The organism is Devosia enhydra, assembly GCF_900119845.1.
Taxonomy (GTDB): Bacteria; Pseudomonadota; Alphaproteobacteria; order Rhizobiales; family Devosiaceae; genus FPKU01.
In genome coordinates this window covers 131,758-148,609 of sequence record NZ_FPKU01000002.1, presented here as the reverse complement: position 1 = coordinate 148,609, position 16,852 = coordinate 131,758, and the positions used below count along the sequence as shown (strand labels likewise).

20 protein-coding genes and 1 pseudogene are annotated in these 16,852 nt (G+C 69.0%); 4 read left to right on the top strand and 17 right to left on the bottom strand.

What is annotated here, in order from left to right; all coding sequences use genetic code 11:
- Positions 1-4 precede the first annotated feature (4 nt).
- The 6 genes from BT183_RS09865 to BT183_RS09845 form a co-directional block, all read right to left on the bottom strand.
- Positions 5-1,945: a tape measure protein gene (locus tag BT183_RS09865; protein ID WP_210185464.1), complete on the bottom strand. Its 1,941-nt coding sequence runs from the start codon at positions 1,943-1,945 to the stop codon at positions 5-7.
- Entirely contained in the window at positions 1,885-2,151 is a 267-nt protein-coding gene (locus BT183_RS20935; protein WP_210185463.1) for a hypothetical protein, read from the bottom strand. The genes BT183_RS09865 and BT183_RS20935 overlap by 61 nt, the downstream gene beginning before the upstream one ends.
- Before the next feature lie 45 nt (positions 2,152-2,196).
- Positions 2,197-2,358 (bottom strand): DUF7697 family protein, encoded by a 162-nt coding sequence (locus BT183_RS09860; protein ID WP_425290574.1) that lies wholly within the window; start codon positions 2,356-2,358, stop codon positions 2,197-2,199.
- A 98-nt stretch (positions 2,359-2,456) separates the two neighbouring features.
- Positions 2,457-2,894, bottom strand: coding sequence for a hypothetical protein (locus BT183_RS09855; RefSeq protein ID WP_072342211.1), 438 nt, complete (start codon positions 2,892-2,894; stop codon positions 2,457-2,459).
- A 2-nt stretch (positions 2,895-2,896) separates the two neighbouring features.
- Complete coding sequence (locus BT183_RS09850; protein WP_072342208.1) at positions 2,897-3,838, bottom strand: phage tail tube protein; 942 nt, start codon at positions 3,836-3,838, stop codon at positions 2,897-2,899.
- A gap of 24 nt (positions 3,839-3,862) precedes the next feature.
- Complete coding sequence (locus BT183_RS09845) at positions 3,863-4,282, bottom strand: acyl-CoA transferase (RefSeq protein ID WP_072342205.1); 420 nt, start codon at positions 4,280-4,282, stop codon at positions 3,863-3,865.
- Between the two features lie 171 nt (positions 4,283-4,453).
- Here BT183_RS09845 and BT183_RS09840 point away from each other — a divergent pair, with 171 nt between their 5' ends.
- Positions 4,454-5,275, top strand: a complete 822-nt coding sequence (locus tag BT183_RS09840; RefSeq protein WP_072344539.1) for a chromate resistance protein ChrB domain-containing protein — start codon at positions 4,454-4,456, stop codon at positions 5,273-5,275.
- Positions 5,275-6,642, top strand: a complete 1,368-nt coding sequence (gene chrA / locus BT183_RS09835; protein ID WP_072342202.1) for a chromate efflux transporter — start codon at positions 5,275-5,277, stop codon at positions 6,640-6,642. Before BT183_RS09840 ends, chrA begins: the two co-directional genes overlap by 1 nt.
- Before the next feature lie 23 nt (positions 6,643-6,665).
- Here chrA and BT183_RS09830 read toward each other — a convergent pair whose 3' ends face one another.
- The 8 genes from BT183_RS09830 to BT183_RS09795 all read right to left on the bottom strand — a co-directional run bounded on the left by BT183_RS09830 (position 6,666) and on the right by BT183_RS09795 (position 14,382).
- The gene (locus BT183_RS09830) at positions 6,666-7,295 is read right to left on the bottom strand and encodes a DUF6441 family protein (RefSeq protein ID WP_072342199.1); all 630 of its coding nucleotides are present in this window, start codon (positions 7,293-7,295) and stop codon (positions 6,666-6,668) included.
- Positions 7,292-7,603: a head-tail joining protein gene (locus tag BT183_RS09825; protein ID WP_072342196.1), complete on the bottom strand. Its 312-nt coding sequence runs from the start codon at positions 7,601-7,603 to the stop codon at positions 7,292-7,294. Before BT183_RS09825 ends, BT183_RS09830 begins: the two co-directional genes overlap by 4 nt.
- Positions 7,603-7,938 (bottom strand): DUF2190 family protein, encoded by a 336-nt coding sequence (locus BT183_RS09820; RefSeq protein ID WP_072342193.1) that lies wholly within the window; start codon positions 7,936-7,938, stop codon positions 7,603-7,605. Before BT183_RS09820 ends, BT183_RS09825 begins: the two co-directional genes overlap by 1 nt.
- 82 nt (positions 7,939-8,020) lie before the next feature.
- A complete protein-coding gene (locus tag BT183_RS09815) occupies positions 8,021-10,087 on the bottom strand; it encodes a prohead protease/major capsid protein fusion protein (RefSeq protein WP_072342190.1) in 2,067 nt (688 codons plus the stop codon).
- Positions 10,088-10,091: 4 nt separating this feature from the next.
- A complete protein-coding gene (locus BT183_RS09810; RefSeq protein WP_072342187.1) occupies positions 10,092-11,624 on the bottom strand; it encodes a phage portal protein in 1,533 nt (510 codons plus the stop codon).
- Entirely contained in the window at positions 11,624-11,833 is a 210-nt protein-coding gene (locus tag BT183_RS09805; RefSeq protein WP_028030714.1) for a phage head-tail joining protein, read from the bottom strand. The genes BT183_RS09810 and BT183_RS09805 overlap by 1 nt, the downstream gene beginning before the upstream one ends.
- 1 nt (position 11,834) lies before the next feature.
- Entirely contained in the window at positions 11,835-13,838 is a 2,004-nt protein-coding gene (locus tag BT183_RS09800) for a phage terminase large subunit family protein (RefSeq protein WP_072342184.1), read from the bottom strand.
- Positions 13,786-14,382 carry a hypothetical protein gene (locus tag BT183_RS09795; protein ID WP_072342180.1) on the bottom strand — a complete coding sequence of 199 codons (597 nt, stop codon included), beginning with the start codon at positions 14,380-14,382 and terminating at the stop codon, positions 13,786-13,788. The genes BT183_RS09800 and BT183_RS09795 overlap by 53 nt, the downstream gene beginning before the upstream one ends.
- 113 nt (positions 14,383-14,495) lie before the next feature.
- Here BT183_RS09795 and BT183_RS09790 point away from each other — a divergent pair, with 113 nt between their 5' ends.
- Positions 14,496-14,720 carry a hypothetical protein gene (locus BT183_RS09790; RefSeq protein ID WP_072342177.1) on the top strand — a complete coding sequence of 75 codons (225 nt, stop codon included), beginning with the start codon at positions 14,496-14,498 and terminating at the stop codon, positions 14,718-14,720.
- Between the two features lie 90 nt (positions 14,721-14,810).
- Positions 14,811-15,383: a DUF3489 domain-containing protein gene (locus BT183_RS09785; RefSeq protein WP_072342174.1), complete on the top strand. Its 573-nt coding sequence runs from the start codon at positions 14,811-14,813 to the stop codon at positions 15,381-15,383.
- Positions 15,384-15,436: 53 nt separating this feature from the next.
- On the opposite strand, the gene BT183_RS09780 is transcribed toward BT183_RS09785, so the two are convergent.
- The 3 genes and pseudogenes from BT183_RS09780 to BT183_RS20925 form a co-directional block, all read right to left on the bottom strand.
- Entirely contained in the window at positions 15,437-15,661 is a 225-nt protein-coding gene (locus tag BT183_RS09780; protein ID WP_072342171.1) for a DUF7220 family protein, read from the bottom strand.
- Positions 15,658-16,140: a hypothetical protein gene (locus BT183_RS20930; RefSeq protein WP_210185490.1), complete on the bottom strand. Its 483-nt coding sequence runs from the start codon at positions 16,138-16,140 to the stop codon at positions 15,658-15,660. The genes BT183_RS09780 and BT183_RS20930 overlap by 4 nt, the downstream gene beginning before the upstream one ends.
- Before the next feature lie 202 nt (positions 16,141-16,342).
- Positions 16,343-16,852: pseudogene (locus tag BT183_RS20925) on the bottom strand (DNA cytosine methyltransferase); the annotation flags it as partial.

The following is a 16,852-nucleotide window of genomic DNA, read 5'->3' as shown; positions in this document are numbered from 1 at the left end:
TGCCTCACATGCCCCTTCGCCCGAGCGAGACCGCGCGGGCGATGTCGGCCGCGATCTGCGTGCGGGACTGCCGGAAGCTCTCGGCATCGCGGGCATTGATCGTGATGTTGACAGTCTGCGCGGCGGTGGCGCCGTAACCCGCTGCCTCTCGCCGCGAGAGCACCCGCTCACCACGTTGCAGGATCGCGGGTACCTCGTCGGGTCTCAGGCCCGCCCAGCCGCCGGAATGCATGCGCGGGGCATTGGCGAAGGCGAGCGCGGGCACCATGCGGCCCGGTCCCGGAGAACCGACCATGCCGCCGGCGTGCAGGATGTTGGCGAAGATCCCGCCACCGAGATTGCCCAGAACGCCGGAAAGCACGCCTGCCAGCGGGCCGAGGATGAAGCGCCGCGCAGCGAGCTTCGCCAGATCGGCAATCAGCGAGGTGACCAGATCGCCGAACTTCAGCTTGCCGGTCTTCACGAACTCGCCGATGGCGTTCTCGGCACCCCGGAACGCCCCGACCAGCGCCTGGCCGATGTCGCCGCCGATCTCGCTTGCCTTCGTGGCATAGTCGGCGAGCGTCTCGCTCACCGCCGCCCAGCCGGTCGCGGCAGCCTCGGCCCCGGCCCGGGTCTCTTCTCCGGCGCTGCGCCCGGCCGCTCCGGCACCCCTTGCCGCCGTTTCCGAAGCGTTCAGCGCATCGGTTACCCGGCCGGCGGCGGCAGCCGCATCATCGAGTGCGCTTTCGCTGTCATCCCCGCTCAGCGCATCGCGCAGCGCCTGCATTGCCGGGCCGACACCTTCGAACGCTCCGGCCCGCGTGTCGGCCGCGCGCTGGCGATAGCGGTCGGCCATCGCACCAGCGTTGCTGGCGGCGTGATCGAGCATCGAGGCATAGGACTGCGCCCCGAACCAGTCGATCCGCGCGTCGGCACCGATCGTCTCGGCGACCGCGTTGAAGGTCGGTCCGATGGTGCCGAGGAAATCGGCCCATCTGTTCGACAGGAAGGCCATCAGCCGCAGCCAGATTGCCTCGACATCGGCGCGCAGGGCGCGGAAGTCGTCCACGAAAGAGCCGAGCGTGGCCTTGATCCCGTCCCAGACGGCGCGCGCCACTTTGCCCATCAACTCGAGCGCCGAACCGAAGCCGCCTGCGCCCTTCACGAGCTGGCCGAACCAGTAGATCAGCTCGCCTGCGCCGACGATCAGCGCGCCGATCCCCGTGCGGATGATCGCCCCGCGCAGCAGCGTCAGCGCGCCCGACAGGCTGAAGGTCGCGACACGGGCGGCAACGAAGGCTGCGACCCAGCGTCCGGCCATGAAGCCGGCGAAGGCGATGCCGATGGCAGCGATCCTCTCCAGATTGTCGGCCAGCAGGATCAGCGCCTCGGCCACCGTCGAGGACGCGCCCGCCATCTGATCCCAGGTCCCGACCAGTTGCAGGGCGGCATTGCCGATCAGCGTGAAGGCGTCGCCGATGGTCGCGGGCATGCTGTCGGCTTCTTCGCGCAGCAGTTCGAGATTGCCGACCAGCGCCGTGCGGATGACATCGCCGGTGATGGCGCCCTGCTGACCGAGGGTGCGCAGGCCCGAGACCGTGGTGCCGAGTTCCTCGGCCAGCAGTTCCGCCACGCGCCCGCCGTTCTGGATCACGCTGTTGAGGTTCTGACCGGATAGGGTCCCCAGCGCCATGGCGCGCGATAGCGCGGTCTGAACCGAGGCCGCGCGCTCCGCCCGCGCACCCGAGACGACCATGGCGTTGTTCAGCGCCTCGGTGAAATCCAGCGATTCCGCCGTCGTCAGCCCCAGTTCGCGCAGGGCCGTGGCATTGGCGAGCCAGGATTCGGTGGTCTGCCCCAAGCTCGAATAGGTCCGCCGCGCCATCGAGGCGAGCCGGTCCATCACGGCAGCGCCCGCTTCCTGCGAGCCGGTGGCCAGATCGACGCGCGAGCGCAGGTCCACTGGTCGGCATAGGCGACGAGCTGGCGCGTGCTGATCGCCGCGCCGAGGATGCCCATGACCCGGCGTACCACCGCTCCGGTGATGTCGGCCTGCCGCTCGATCCGCTTGAAATTGCTCTCGCCCGCATCGCCGACGCCCTGGAACTCGGCCTTCACCTGCCTTCCGCCCTCGGCGACGAGGCGGACGGAGACACGTTTCTGAGCCATGGATCAGTTTTCCTGACGAGCGGGACGAGGCTTGTAGGGCCGGGTTCATCGCTCCGGCCCCGGCGACGCCCGGCCACCGGACGCCATCTGTTCATTGAGCTTGCGGACCATCGCCGCCTCGATCTCGGGCAGGCATTCGGCGGCGATCAGCGGATCGACCCCGAGCGCCCGCGCCATGGCGAGCGCTGCCCCCATGTCCCAGCCGATGACGGCACCACCGCCTATGCCGGTCGCGATGCGAAGCTGTCCGGTCAGGCGTTGCGCCAGATCCCAGACCTGCCAGCCCTCATACGTCAGAGGCCGGTTCAGCCGCGCCGGGCAGTCCGGACACGGGCCTTGGCAGGCCGCGCAGTAGCTTTCGCCCCCGCCGAACTGCCATTCGGCGAGGGCGCGGAGGCGTTTTTTTCCGCATCCAGCATCAGATGCGGCGCGAGGCAGCGGGTCTGGAAGGCCTCGAACACCGGCCAGATGTCCAGAGCCGCGTCGATCCCTTCTGGTGTGACGGGAACGGGATTGCCGCCGGCATCGCCGACACCCTCCCAGCCGATGACCACGCGGCGGGCGACCGCCTTCGCCATGACCAGTGCCTGCTCCTCCCTGCTTGCCTCCTCGGGTAGTGCTTCCACCGCCGGATCGGTGCGGGCGGCGACCATGATCGCGGTGGTGACGGGCAGGACGTGCAGGCGCAGGCCAGCCCCGAGATCGAGCCATTTCGGCTCGGCGGAAAGATCGAGACGGATCATGGTCAGTATTCCTCGATGTCGTTGATCAGGGTGGCGGTGCACATCCGCCCGAGCGTGGCATCGCGCGCGGCCTGCCAGTCGAAGCTGGCCTGAACGCCCTGCGGCCCGCCGATCTCGATGCGCGGGCACGGCAGGTAGACGGCGTGCACGGTGAAGGTGAAGCTCTCGCCGGAAGGCAGCACGTAGGCGAACTCCATTTCGCAGGCCTCGCCGTTGATCGCCTGCGTCACCAGCGTCTGGTCGGCGAAGCGCACCTCGATCCGGCCGGTGAGCGCCGCGATGGACGGGTCCGCGCCGTCGATGCGCCCGTCCGAGCGGATGGTCTCGATCCGGTCGAGATTGTTGGCATAGGTGATCTCGGCCGAGACCACGTTGCCGAGGGCCGATCCGTTGCGGGTGATCGCCCCGTTGAAATGCCCGAAGCGCTTCAGCTCCAGCGCGGCCGGTGTTCCCGCGCTCGTCGTGGTCCCGACCGTCTCGCCCTGCGCGACCAGCCGCGCCGTCGCGGTCAGCAACCCCGAGCGCTGCATCTGCCAGGTGATCTGGTCGAGGACGCAGCCCGAATACATCGCGTAGCGCGGCACCTCGGGCATGCCGGTCTCGATCGACATGCTGGGCAGCGTCCACGACCCCGACTGGAACTCGTGTGTGTAGGGCGCTTCCGCACCCGTGGTCGTCGGCGTGCCGAAGGCCGCCTTCAGCCAGAAGCCGAAGGCCTCTGCGTCAAGGGGCACCACGACATCGCCATCGGCCGTCACCGCGTCCTTGATCGGCGCCAGCGGATCGCGGCCGTAGCCGAGAAGTTCGGAGTTGAGGAGCGGTTGCTCGGCGCCTAGCGACGTGCTGGCGAAGGGCATGCGAGTAAAGCCGCTCGCGGGCGGCGTTCCATAGGTGGTCTCGAACGCAAGCGCCATCAGCGCCCGCGCCCCCTGGGCTCGTGCCATGGTGTTCTCCTCGGGTTGTCGGGATCAGCCGAGCGGGTCGGCCGTGGAATAGTGCAGCACCACCGGGATTACGGCGGCCTTCAGGCTGGCCGCGCCCTCGACGGGCAGATCGACGGACTGTGGCGCTTCCGCCTCGACCCAGTCGCAGAGCCCGCCCAGTGTGCGGTCAGCGGCGAGTGCTGCGCCGATGCTGGCGGTCAGCGTGTCGAATGCGGCGTCTCGGTCGGCGCCTTGCACGACCGCCTCGATCTCGGCGCGGTGCTGGTAGTGGTAGCGCAAGGGCGAGAGCGTCACCTCGGGCTCGCCGGGTTCGCCGTCACGCAGGATCAGCAACCCGGCTGCCGGCACGCGTTCGGGCAGGACCTCGCCGCGCAGGGCGGTGGCGGGCAGCGCCGAGAGCCGCGCGTGCAGCGCGGTGAGGGTGGTTTCGCGGAGGGTGGGCATGGACGGTCCCTTCGATCTCCGAAGTGCCCGAGCATGGGCAGCTTGACCTTTGCAATTCTTGACAGTTTCAGAGCGCTTCCGGTAACTGGAGCCATGGGGATCCGCGAGCTCCCCACGAGGCGCCAGCCGAAGATCGCGTTCCTGTTCAACCCCGGCGACGGAGGAACGCACATGCCTGCGCCCAATGCCATTTCGTTCGACAAGCTTTCCCGCATCATCGGAACCCCCCGTGCACCGCTCCTGCTCGACGTGCGGTCCGAGGAAGATTGCGCCGCCGATCCGCGGTTGCTCCCTGGCGCCACCCGGATCGACGACCAGGCGCTGGCCGCCCTCGCGCCACAACTCAGCGGTCAGCCGTCGATCGCCGTCTGTCAGGCCGGCCACCGGCGAAGTCAGGGCACGGCAGCCTGGCTGCGCGCCGAGGGCTGCGCCTCGGAGTATCTCGAGGGCGGGTTCGAGGCCTGGCGCTCCGCCGGTCTGCCGCTGATCGATCCGGCGAAGCTGCCCGCGCGCGATGCGCAGGGCCGCACCATCTGGGTCACGCGCTCGCGCCCCAAGATCGACCGCATCGCCTGCCCGTGGCTGATCCGGCGCTTTCTCGATCCCCGCGCCGTCATCCTGTTCGTGGCGCCCGCCGAGGTGGTGGGCGTCGCCGAACGCTACAACGCGTCCCCCTTCGACATCGAGGACGTGTTCTGGAGCCACCGCGGCGAGCTCTGCACCTTCGACGTGATGCAGGCCGAGTTCGGCCTGAGCATTCCCGCCCTCGACCGCCTGGCCGCCATTGTGCGCGGCGCCGATACGGCCCGGCTCGACCTCGCACCCGAGGCCGCCGGTCTGCTTGCGGCTTCGCTCGGCCTGTCGCGGATGTATTCCGACGATCTGGAGCAGCTCGAAGCGGGGTTGCTGCTCTATGACGCCTTCTATCGATGGGCGCGGGACGCAACCGACGAGACCCATAACTGGCCCACGAACAAGCCGAAGGCCGACTGATGCAGGACCGCACATTCCCCTCCCTGGCCGAGGCCACCCGCATCTGGGCCCGCATCGGCCTCTTGAGCTTCGGCGGCCCCGCCGGACAGATCGCGCTCATGCACCGGATTCTCGTCGAAGAGCAGCGCTGGCTGGGCGAGAAGCGGTTTCTCCATGCGCTCAACTACTGCATGCTCCTGCCGGGCCCGGAGGCGATGCAGCTCGCCGTCTATATCGGCTGGCTCATGCACCGCACACTCGGCGGCATTATCGCAGGCGTCCTGTTCGTTCTGCCGGGCGTTGTGGCGATCATGGCGCTCAGCTGGATCTACGCGCTCTACGGCAATGTCGGACCGGTCGAGGCGCTGTTCTTCGGGCTCAAGGCCGCAGTGCTGGCCATCGTGGTGCAGGCGGTCATCCGTATCGGGACGCGCGCCCTGAAGAATGGCGCAATGGTCGCCGTCGCAGCAGCCTCCTTCGTGGCGATCTTCGGCTTTGCCGTGCCGTTCCCACTCATCATCCTGATCGCTGGCCTGATCGGGTTTTTCGGCGCGCGTGCGGGCCTGCCTGCGTTTCTTGGCGGCGGCGGACACGGCAAGGTGGGCAAGGTCCAGGTCGATGACGCCGATACCCTGCTGGGTGAGGAATCGCCGGATCACACGCGCGTCAACCGGGCTTGGGCCTTTCGCATCTCGGCGGTGTTCCTCGCGCTCTGGCTGGCGCCGGTCGCCCTGCTGTTCGCCGTGTTCGGTCCGGCCAATGTCTTCGCACAAATTGCGGCCTTCTTCAGCGTCATGGCCGTTGTCACCTTCGGCGGCGCCTATGCGGTGCTGGCCTATGTCGCGCAGGAAGCGGTTCAGAACTACGGCTGGCTCGCCCCCGGTGAGATGCTGGACGGTCTGGGCATGGCGGAGACGACGCCGGGCCCGCTGATCATGGTGACGCAGTTCGTGGGTTTCATGGGAGCTTTCCGCGATGCGAGTGGGCTGTCGCCATTGATGGCGGCAACGCTTGGTGGGCTGTTGACGACGTGGGTGACCTTCACCCCCTGCTTCCTGTCGATCTTCCTCGGCGCGCCCTTCATCGAGCGTTTGCGCGACAACAAGGTGCTGACTGCCGCGCTGACCGCCATCACCGCAGCCGTGGTGGGCGTCATCCTGAACCTCGCCGTCTGGTTCGGTCTGCACGTCGTCTTCGATGAGGTGAGAACCGTTACAGCGTTCGGCCTCGATCTCGATGTCCCCATCTGGTCCACGGTGAACCCGGCAGCTGCGGCACTGGTCCTTGCCGCGCTCGTGGTTGTGTTCCACTTCAAGCTTGGCCCGGTGCCGGTCCTTGTTGGTTCTGCGCTCGCCGGCATGGCGCTTGCGTTGATGGGCCTGACTTGAAGCATCTTTCGCTATCGCGCTGATCATAGCTTCGCGTCGACCCAGGTCGCCACGATCAGTCCCGGCACGCTGTCCAACACTCGGTCTGCATCCTTCGCCAGGTCCAGCCGCTTCGGCAGCTTGACCTGCGGCACCAGCAGGAAGATCGGCGCGGTGACGACGCCCCGGCCGGTCTTCGACCGCGAGGCCACCGCGCGTCCTTTCGTGTTCAGCCGTCCCTCGGCCACGAGCAGGCTCGGTCCGGTGCGGCGATAGACGAAGCGCAACCGCAGGCCGGTGCGACGTTCCCATTCGCCGGGAGTGATCCGGCCGCCGCGCAGGGACTTGCCTGCGGCGGGCAGCGGGATCGCGAGCCAGAACCCATCCTTCGAGCGGATCAGCGGGCCGGTATCGTGCGCACCAACGATCACCGGCGCCTTCGACCAGACCAACGCCGCCGCGCTTAGGCTGGGCTTGCCTTTCGGGAACTGCTCCGACCGGATGGTGCGGGCGAGCCGTGCCCCGAGCCCCGCGCCGGTGATCTGCGCGCGCCAGGCGGATTTCAGACCGGTCCCGGCATCGCGCATCGCCGTGGTGACGGCGTTCTGCCCGGCCTTCACCTCTGCGTCCATCAGCCTGACCAGATCGCCGACGATGCTGACGCCGAGTTTCATGCGGGCCTCAGGTCCACGGTCCAGACGAGCCGTTCGCGATCGCGGACCGGCTCGCCCTGGATGAGGAAGGCGTCGCCGTCGATCTCGATGCGGTCGCCGGGGCGTGGGGATGGAACCTCGGCAACGCGCAGGTCGATCCGGGTGGTCTCGGACCAGAGCCGGGCGTCGCCGAAGTCGGAGACGACATCCGCGCGCCTGGCGACGGCGCGCACCAGAAGTGGCGCGCCGCCGTCGGCGATGTAGACCGCCTCCTGACCGATGTTCGGATCGGCGAAGAGTGCGCCGACGGCGGCGGCGAAGGCGCTCATCAGAAGGCCGCGTTCAGGCGCACCCGGCCGATGGTGTCGCCCGCGCCGCTCGCCACCGCCTCCACGGCCACGCCGATGAGGGTGTTGTCGGTCGCGACCGTGGTGCAGCGTTTGTTGGTGTCGTCCCAATAGACCCTGGCGCCGACAGTCCAGGCCTGGGAGCCGACCTTGGTGATGTCGAAGACGCCGATGAGCGCGGTCTCGACGGGCTCGCCGAGGGCGGCCGCCCCGGCGGCAATGCCGAAGATGGTGCCGACGAGCAGGCCATCGCCGGAGACGACGGCATAGGGTGCGGTCAGGGTGATGGTGTTGCCGGGCTGGACGAAGTTTTTCATGGGAAGGATCCTCGTGGAAAGACGAAGGGCGGCCCGTCAGGACCGCCCGCATGTCAGGGTTCAGCATATTGGGGTGCTGGGCTTACGCGCCCGGGTTCTTGTAGAGGCCACGCCAGTCGATGGCCTTGGCGCCGAAGTCGAGGCGGCACTTGATCTCGACGCCATCGACATCGAAACCGTTGCGGGTCTCGATGTAGGCGCCCTGCTGGCCCTCGAGATAGGCGTACTCGATCGTGTCGATCTGGTTCGGGCTGGCGGCCAGATACCAGGCGGTCTCGCTGGCGGCGTCGAGCCGGGGCTCGCTGATCGGCGCCAGCGTCCGGATCGACTGCGGCACCACGCTGGAGGTCGCGGCGGGCACGAGGTTCTGCGCGACCAGCTGCTCGGCCTTCAACTCCAGCGAGGCGGGCACGATCAGGAAGGCGGGGCGGACGTTCAGCACCGTCTTCTTGTCGAGGCCAGTCTGCTTGGCCATGGCGGCGCGGGCCGCACCGACGCTGCTGACATCAAGCGCCGCGCCTGTGCCCGCGAGGTTCTTGTGGGTGGTGTGGAACAGTGCATTGCCGTCGGCCATCGCCGGGTTGGCGGTGATAATGCCCCAGACCACGTCCGACTCCAGCTGTGCGATGGAGTTGCCGTACATCGCCGGGATCCGGGTGAAGGCGTCGAGGTCGTCGTTGATCAGGGTCTGGCGGGTGATCGCGACCACCCGGCCATAGGTCTTGACCTTGTAGCTCTCCTTGCTCTCGCCGAGCGTGCCGCGCTTGAACTCGCCGCTTTCGCCAACCTCCAGAAGCTGCGGCGCCTCGCCGAGCTGCACCCGGTGCATCGCCTTGAAGTCGGTGGCGAGCACCTGGCGGCAGAACAGCATGAAGGTGCGGGGATAGGCCTCGTAAGCCTGTCGGAGGGTCTTGTTGGTGACCGCCGACAGGATCTCGGGAAAGTCCGAGGTCGAGTGCAGGGCCCGCGTCGCCACCTCGTCGCGCGACAGGCCGCGCGTGTTGACCCCGGCATTCCCGAGGCTTTCGCGGGCGAGCTCCAGCAGGGTCATGCCGCGGTACTGGCGCGCGGCGTCCTCCAGCTGGAACAGCGTCGGGCTGTAGCGGTGCAGGAGCGCGTTGGCCACCGCATCGCGGCGGGTGATGCGTTCGTCCCGGCCGCCGAGGGGGACGGAGACATGGGGGAAGGTTCGGGTCTCGTCCGACTTGGCGGCGACCTGATCAAGGATCAGGCGGCGGGATTCGTCGACGCTGACGCCGCGCTTGACCAGATCCTCGGCGAAGCCGCGCTCGAGGTTCAGCCGCCCGGCCAGATCGTAGATGGTGGAGACGCGATCGCGCTCGGCCTCGCGGGCGCGGGTGGCGACCGCCTCGGTGTCGGGCGCAGCGGGGGCATCGGTATTCTGAAGCTTCGGCTGGGTGCGGGTTTCCACTGCTGCGACCTTCGGGTCGGGCGCAGCCGCTTTCGGCTCGGTCATGGGGGTGTCCTCGGTTTCGACCGGCTCGGTCGGCTGGGGGTTGGCGGGGGTCGCGGCGTCACTCGCCGGAGTCTGGGTCTTGTCCGTCATCGGGATGGGTCCTTTCGGGCTGGAAGGGGCGTCCCGGCGGTGAAGGACGCAGTCATGAAGGGGATGCTGGGCGCGGAAGCCCGCCGCGGGGTCGGCGCCGACCGCGACGGCGGAGACCTCGAAGGGCGTCCAGTCCACCGCCCGCCAGAGTTCGCGGGCGGCCTCGGGCTTCGAGACCTCGAAGCGGTGGACCTGGTAGCCGATGGAGACCGCGCGGATGTGCCCGGCCTGGATGTCGCGCCAGATCGGCTCGACGTCGGCGCGCTCGCTGATCCGCACCAGCGCGATGCCCCGGCCGTTCTCGATCCGCGCCGAACCCGGCACGACCGAGCCGATCACCGCGTCGAGCGTGTCGAGCTCGTGCACCTTCAGGAAGGGCGCGCCCGCGTTCAGCCGGTCGAGCCGGACATGGGCCGGGTCGAGACTGAGCTCCTCATCATAAGGCTCGCCGAAGAAGGTGGCGCGGCGGACGCGTGCCCCGGCCGACCAGACCACCTCGACGGTGCGGCTGTCGGCATCGGCCGTGTTCGGCGCAAGCTCCGCCGACCGGCGCATGGCCGGCAGTTCGATCATCGTGTCCATGGGGTCAGTCCTGTTGGTCGGCCTGCGCCGGGTCGGTTTCATCCGCGTCGGCGGTCGGGTCGTCGGTGACCGGATCGGTGGTCTGGGCGCTGCCGGTCTTGGTGACACGGCGCGGGTCGCTGTCGAGCACGAGCCCCAGCGCGTCGAGCTTGGCGTTGGTCGAGGCGATCTCGGCCAGCACGGCGTCTGGGTTGCGGCCCTGTTTTGCGATCACCTCGGCCAGCGTCATGGTGCCGGAGCGGATCGACAGCAGGTTCGCCATCGCATCCTTCTGCGGATCGACCGCCTCGAACTTCGGAGGCGACCATTCGACCGGCACGGTTGGCGACGGGATCTGGCCCGCCGCCCACGCGGCCTCGGTGAACCAGCGCCAGACCGGCGCGCAGAACATCGGAATGAAGAGCTGCCACTGCACGGCGTCGATCTGGCGGCGGAATTCGACCAGCCCCGCCCGGATCGAGGAGTAGTTGACCTGGCTGAGATCGCCAGTCAGCAGCTCGTAGGGCACCCGGAACCCGGCCGAGATCGTGTGCAGGCTCGCCCGCTTGTATTCGCCATAGCCGCCTGTCGCCGATGGCTGGTTGAAGCGGATGTCCTTCCCGCCGCGCGCATAGGCGATGAGCCCCGGCTCGAACTGCTCGACCCGGTTGCCGTCGGCGTCGACCACGGAGGGCGCGATGCCCTGTTGCGCCTCGTCGTCGCCGAACACGATGGCGGTGACGCAGGCTTCGGTCTTCTTGCGGACCAGCTCGGCCACCTCGTAATCGTCGAGATCGCGCAAGGACCGGATCACCGGCGCACCCCAGGGAACGCCGCGCGCCTGCGTGCGCTGCTTCTCGTAGACATGGGCGATCTCGGTCGCCGGGACCGGGCGGCTCTGCAACCCGTTCTGCAATGCCCCGTAGGCGTCGCCGGGATGCTCCGCGTGCAGCCAGTAGGCCCGGCGCTTGCCAACCGGGTCGAACTCGATCCCCTGTACCAGCCGCCCCGCGCCGAGGGCGCCGGATTTAGTGGCGTCGAGGAAGTCGGCCTCCAGCACCTGCAGCTGCAGCGGTACCGGCAGACCATCCGACGACCGGCGCAGACGGCGGCGCACCAGCACTTCGCCAGCCTCCACCATCTCGCGGCAGATCAGCGTCTGCAGGCCGTAGAAGTCGAGCTGGCCGTCGGCGTCGCACTCCGCCGTCCAGCGCTCGAAGAGCGCGTCGATCTTGCGGTCTAGCGTGTCGTCGCCGCTCGCGGCGCGCGGCATGATGCCCGCGCCGATGATGTTGTTCACCAGCACTGCGACGGCCTTGGCCGCATGCGGGTTGTTGCGCACCAGATCGCGCATGCGGTCGCGCAACAGCGCCCCGGCGACGCCGATCTCGGTGTCGGCCGAGGAGCCCGGCGCGCGCCAGCCCTCCGTCCGCCGTCCGCGTGCGGCGCCATCATAACCGCGGGTCAGGGTCTCGAAGGCCTGACGCGCCATCACGCGCCGGGCCGCCATGCGAGGCGCCACCGTGGCGATGGCGTGGTCGAACCAGGTCGCCGACATCACCGGTCCCCGCGCGAGAAGCCCGCCAGCCCGGCGACCGGCAGCGGCCGCGTGGTCCCCGCGATGGCGCGCTCGATGGTCCGGATGCGGGCGAGGAGATCCTCGGCCGAGCCATAGTCGACGGATTTGCCATCGTAGCTGACCCGGGTCGTGCCGCTGGCGTAGGCCCGGCGAAGCGCCGAGAGCTCCGTTTCCGTCCAGTCGGTCATGTCAGAACCATCCTCCGCGTCGGCCCAGCCAGTCCGACTGCCGCTTTCCTTGGGGTGCGGATTGCGGTCGGTTGACCCGCCCCGCGCCATCCATTTCCGTTGGCGCGGCCCCGAGCTGATCCTCGAGATCGCGCCATTTCTCGTCGGGCCAGCGGTCCGCGCCCGCGATCCAGGCGGCGGCGCGGGCATAGACCCGGCAGTCCAGCGCCTCGTTCCGCTCGCGCAGCTTCTGCCATTCCAGCCGGGCGAAGCCGCGCTTGGTCCGCACCGTGACCAGCTGCTCGGCCACGAACTGCTTCAGCCATTCGTTCTCGACCCAATGCGGCAGATGCACCGAGCCGGGCGGAAACGCCGCTCCCTCGGCGATATCCTCATCGGTCGGGCGCGCCAGCCGCAGGAAGCGGTAGGTCTCGGCCTTGAAGGTCGAGACCGCCACGGTCCACAGCCGCGCGCCGCGCCGCAAACGCTTGCCGCCCTCGGTCGCGTCGACGAAGGTCGGCCCCGACACCGGGCTCGAGCGGTTGAACCCCTCGACGCCCTTGACTGGCGACACCTGTGCGAAGCCTTGGGCCCGCGACCAGGAGTAGACCGCCGGGGCCTCGTATCCGGTGTCGATGGCGAGCCGCGCGATCCTGAGATGCGCGCCGCGTTCGTGCGGCCAGGACCTGTCGAGAAGCGCGGTCAGTTCCGACCAGGCGTCATGCCGATCCGGCCCGCCCTCGATGACGACATGATCGACGAGCCAGCTTTCCAGCCCGCGACCCCAGGCCCAGACATCCACCTCGATCCGGTCCTTCTGCACGTCGGCCCCGGCGGTCAGGAACAGCCCGCCCGCGGGTACCGTGCCGGATGTCCAGCGCTCGCGGCGGTCATAGAGGCGCTGCCAGTCGGGCGCTTCGCCAGTCTCGACCCATGTCTCGCCGAGGATCGTGTTGCGGAACGCCTTGATCGCCTCGTCCGACCCCTGAGCCGCGTCCCACGCCCGCACGATCCGTTCCCAGCTCAGCCAGCCGATCGGCGAATAGAGCGCCGAGAGGTGATACCCGACCGTGGTCGGATCGGCGGCCGTGGCGGTCGCCCGCCATTCGCCGCCCTCCAGCATCGCCGTCTTGTGATGCTCCGCGATGGGCGTCTCGCAGCCCTCGCAGTGGTACTCCGCCGTCTCCGGGCGGCCCTTCTGCCAGCGCAGCCGGTCGAACTTCAGCCACTGCATCGCGCCGCAATGCGGGCACGGCACGAAGAACCGACGCTGGTCGCTGGCCTCGTATTCCCGTTCGATCCGGCTCAGCCCCCGGATGGTGGGCGTCGAGACCAGCAGCACCTTGCGCCGGTGGGCGAAGGTCAGCGACCGGGCCTCGGCCAGCGTCACCGGATCGCCTTCCTCGTCGGCAGACGCGGGATACGCGTCGACCTCGTCCAGAAAGATGTAGCGCGCCGGTGTGGACCGCAGCCCGACCGCCGAGTTCGCCCCCGTCATAATCAGGATGCCGCCCGCGAACTCCTTCGACAGCATCGTGTTGCCAGCGTCGCGGGATCGCGCCGGCTTGACCCGCTCCCGCAGCTCCGGGCTCTCGTCAATCAGCGGGTCGATCCGCTGCCGCGAGTTGCGCTTGGCCAGTTCCACCGTCGGCTGGACCGCCAGCATCGGCCCCGGCGCCTGGTGAATGGCGAAGCCGATCCAGTTGTTGCCCGCCTCGGTCGCCCCGACCTGCGCCGCCTTCATGAACACGATCCGCTGCGTGGGATCGCCGGGCGACAACCGGTCCATGATCTCGCGCATGTAGGGCGTGCGCACCGTGCGGTATCGCCCGGGTTCGGCCGAGGCGCGGCCCGAGAGCATCCGGTGCCGGTCCGCCCATTCCGAGACGGTCAGGTCCGGGTCGGGCCGCAGACCGTTGCCCCACGCGCGCAGGATCTCGCCCGCGCCGTCGAAGTCCGTCAGTGCGTCATCATCACCTGAAGTCGGGCCGGACCTCGGCGAGTTCGTCGAGGTGGGCGCGTACATGTTTTTCCAGGACCTTCTGCATCGCGGCTGGCTCCACGGTGATCTGCTGGCCGGTCGCTTCGCTGCATGAGGCCGAGAGCTCGGCCGCCATCAGCGCCGCCGCGCGCGCGGGCCAGTTCACCCACGTGTCCCGTTCCTCCCGCGCCAGCCGGAACACCAGCGCCAGCGCGCGGGCCCGCTCGATCAACTCCCCCTTCAGCTTCTGGAGCCGGATGCGCCGCTCCTGCGCCTTCAGAACCTCGTTCGCGGTCTTCGCCTGCAGGAAGGTCGTGCCGCCGCCGACGGCGGGGACTGCCAGACCCTGTTCGCGCAGCGTATCGCCGACCGCCGCCACCGCCGCCTCGGGGACGGGCTTCAGCTTCGGCGGGGGCGGCTTCCTCGTCTTCGACGGGTCCGTCGTCTCGGCACGCAGGGCGTCGCTGGCGGCCGCGTTTATGCTGCCGTCCGGATAGAGAACCAGCCGCTCGGCGGCCTTCGCCTTCTGGATCGCGCCCCGCGACAGCCCGACATGCGCGGCGTACTGGCGCTCGCTCATGCCCTGCATCGACGGCTCCGATTATCATTCAGAATCATGAGCTTATCGAGTTGATAAGCACGGCGGACAGAGCGAACGTCAATCCAACGAAGCGATGCAACTCGACCCAAGGAGCCAGCCCGATGACCCGCCGCGCGACCGATAACACGAAAGCCCTCGACGCCTTCATCGCCGCCAAGTCCGAGATCGACGCGATGCTGGAGCGGCTCGCCGCCCTGAGCGCGGACCATTTCGAGACCCACCCCGACGAGATCAACTGGGGTCATGTCGGCACCCTGAACCACTACCGCGCCAAGCTGCGCGAGATCACCGACATGGCCTTCAGGGAAGGCGAACACGCCGAGTGAGACGACCCGCTTCCGGTCCCGCCCGCCGACTGGCGGGCTCGGCCTCGTACAAGGGCCCGCATTCCGCGCGCCCCGATACGGGAGACGACGATGATCAAACTTTCCGACACCCAAGCCCTGATCCTGAGCGCTGCGGCCCAGCGGCCCGAGCACATCGCTCTGCCGCTGCCCGAGAGCCTGCGGGGTGGCGCCGCCGCCAAGGTGGTCGGCGCGATGCTCGCAAAGGGCTTCCTCGAAGAGGTCGACGCGGACATGCGCAAGGGAGAGGCCGTCTGGCGCGAAACCGGCAACGGCCACGGCGTCACGCTGGTCGCCACCGACGCAGGCTTCGCCGCCATCGGGATCGAGCCCGAGGACGCGAACCCCGCGCCTGCGGGCGCGACGGACGCGCCGACCGAGGAACCGGCGCCGGACACCCCGACCGGGACCAAGACCGCGCCCAAGGCGCGCACGCCGCGCGAGGGCACCAAGCAGGCCACGCTGATCGCCATGCTGCGCGCGCCGGACGGCGCGACCATCGGGGAGATCATGGCCGCGACCGGCTGGCAGTCGCACACGGTGCGCGGCGCGATGGCCGGGGCGCTGAAGAAGAAGCTCGGGCTCGAAGTGACCTCGGAGAAGGTCGAGGATCGGGGGCGCGTGTACAAACTCCCCGCAGCCTGACGCACCGGACCCCGACAAGCTGATGACCGCCGTCCCTCCGGGGCGGCGGTCGATCATTTGGCGCTCCGCATCCGGATCGCCTCGAACACCCGCCGCAGGACGAAGGACCGCGCGATGCTGACCACGGTGAACACCGCACCCATCTTCAGGTTCTGCGCCAGCGTCGTGTGCAGCCCGAAGACCGGGAAGATCAGGATTTGCGTGACGACGGCAACGCCGTAGCCGACGACCACGTTGGCGACGGACTCCACCAGCGACATGAGGCGGGACTGCTTCATGCCGCTGCCTCATCCATCGGCCAGCAGTTCAGCTGCCAGTGTTCGCAGCGCATGCGCTGCAACCAGCGGGACCACTCCGTTGCCACAGAGCCGAAGCCGGTCCACCCGGTGGGCCAGCCCATCAGCGCCTCGACGAACAGCGGGTTCAAGGTCCGGCGCGGCTCGGAGGTATCGCTCCCAGCCAGCGGCGTCACCAGGACCTGGCGGCCAAGCAGGCCGTTCACCGGGGTGTTCGCCAATGTCGTCGCCCCGTCCTTGTGGTCCCGCGCCGTCGGCGTCATCCACATCCCCGCCGCATGGGTCAGGTCGGCTGTCCGCCGGTTGCCCGCGCTCGGCTTGCAGCCGTCGTTCGCCATCGGAGTCGGCCAGTCCCGCGCCATGCCGTCCAGACCCTTCTCGTGCTTCCGATCCCCGCTCCGGCTGCGAAAGCTGTCCGTCTGCGGCGTCAGCCACATCGCGACTGTCGTCGCGAGGTTCATGCCGTGCTGGCCCGCAGCCTGCGATGGCGTCGGTTTCGTTTGCCGGTTCTCGTTGGCGCTGGCCCTCGGCGTCGGCCAGAGCCGCAGCAGTTCCGTCCGGTTCCCGCCACTCGACCGGGTGCCAGAGCAGGCGCGCGGGGTCGGCCAACTCGTCCCCCTCGCGGATGGCGAGGATGAACAGCCGTTCGCGCTTGTGGGGCGCACCGACTTCCGCCGCAGTGAAGAGGCCTGCCGCAAGGCGGTAGCCCATGCCGACCAGTCCTGCGGCGACTTCGGGGAAGCCGAGGCGGAGATGATGGGCGACATTCTCGAGGAAGACGAAGGGCGGCTCGACTTCGCCGACGATGCGGGCGACATGCGGCCAGAGGTGGCGCGGGTCGTCCGCGCCCCGGCGCTTGCCCGCGACGGAGAACGGCTGGCACGGATAGCCCGCAGTGACGATGTCCACCGCTCCGCGCCAAGGGCGGCCGTCGAAGGTGGCAACATCGTCCCAGACAACAGCCTGATCCAGGGTCGCGTCTTCCATCCGCGCCACGAGAGTGGCTGCGGCGAAGGTTTCCCGTTCGACATGGCCCACAGCACGATATCCGGGGATGGCGATGGTGAGCCCGAGATCGAGCCCGCCTGCGCCGGAACAGAGCGAGAGGCCGAGGAGGCATGCGTCTCCGGCTCCGGAAGTGTCTCCGGAGGAAGGTAGAGCCAGGTCATGCAT

What these genes read in the sequence shown, in the direction of transcription:
- BT183_RS09800 (WP_072342184.1), bottom strand. Translation starts at nt 13,838, where the DNA reads ATGTACGCGCCCACCTCGACGAACTCGCCGAGGTCCGGCCCGACTTCA.
- BT183_RS20930 (WP_210185490.1), bottom strand. Translation starts at nt 16,140, where the DNA reads ATGAACCTCGCGACGACAGTCGCGATGTGGCTGACGCCGCAGACGGAC.
- BT183_RS09780 (WP_072342171.1), bottom strand. Translation starts at nt 15,661, where the DNA reads ATGAAGCAGTCCCGCCTCATGTCGCTGGTGGAGTCCGTCGCCAACGTG.
- BT183_RS09855 (WP_072342211.1), bottom strand. Translation starts at nt 2,894, where the DNA reads ATGATCCGTCTCGATCTTTCCGCCGAGCCGAAATGGCTCGATCTCGGG.
- BT183_RS09785 (WP_072342174.1), top strand. Translation starts at nt 14,811, where the DNA reads ATGATCAAACTTTCCGACACCCAAGCCCTGATCCTGAGCGCTGCGGCC.
- BT183_RS09805 (WP_028030714.1), bottom strand. Translation starts at nt 11,833, where the DNA reads ATGACCGACTGGACGGAAACGGAGCTCTCGGCGCTTCGCCGGGCCTAC.
- BT183_RS09795 (WP_072342180.1), bottom strand. Translation starts at nt 14,382, where the DNA reads ATGCAGGGCATGAGCGAGCGCCAGTACGCCGCGCATGTCGGGCTGTCG.
- BT183_RS09815 (WP_072342190.1), bottom strand. Translation starts at nt 10,087, where the DNA reads ATGGACACGATGATCGAACTGCCGGCCATGCGCCGGTCGGCGGAGCTT.
- chrA (WP_072342202.1), top strand. Translation starts at nt 5,275, where the DNA reads ATGCAGGACCGCACATTCCCCTCCCTGGCCGAGGCCACCCGCATCTGG.
- BT183_RS09840 (WP_072344539.1), top strand. Translation starts at nt 4,454, where the DNA reads ATGCCTGCGCCCAATGCCATTTCGTTCGACAAGCTTTCCCGCATCATC.
- BT183_RS09845 (WP_072342205.1), bottom strand. Translation starts at nt 4,282, where the DNA reads ATGCCCACCCTCCGCGAAACCACCCTCACCGCGCTGCACGCGCGGCTC.
- BT183_RS20935 (WP_210185463.1), bottom strand. Translation starts at nt 2,151, where the DNA reads ATGGCTCAGAAACGTGTCTCCGTCCGCCTCGTCGCCGAGGGCGGAAGG.
- BT183_RS09790 (WP_072342177.1), top strand. Translation starts at nt 14,496, where the DNA reads ATGACCCGCCGCGCGACCGATAACACGAAAGCCCTCGACGCCTTCATC.
- BT183_RS09820 (WP_072342193.1), bottom strand. Translation starts at nt 7,938, where the DNA reads ATGAAAAACTTCGTCCAGCCCGGCAACACCATCACCCTGACCGCACCC.
- BT183_RS09825 (WP_072342196.1), bottom strand. Translation starts at nt 7,603, where the DNA reads ATGAGCGCCTTCGCCGCCGCCGTCGGCGCACTCTTCGCCGATCCGAAC.
- BT183_RS09830 (WP_072342199.1), bottom strand. Translation starts at nt 7,295, where the DNA reads ATGAAACTCGGCGTCAGCATCGTCGGCGATCTGGTCAGGCTGATGGAC.
- BT183_RS09810 (WP_072342187.1), bottom strand. Translation starts at nt 11,624, where the DNA reads ATGTCGGCGACCTGGTTCGACCACGCCATCGCCACGGTGGCGCCTCGC.
- BT183_RS09850 (WP_072342208.1), bottom strand. Translation starts at nt 3,838, where the DNA reads ATGGCACGAGCCCAGGGGGCGCGGGCGCTGATGGCGCTTGCGTTCGAG.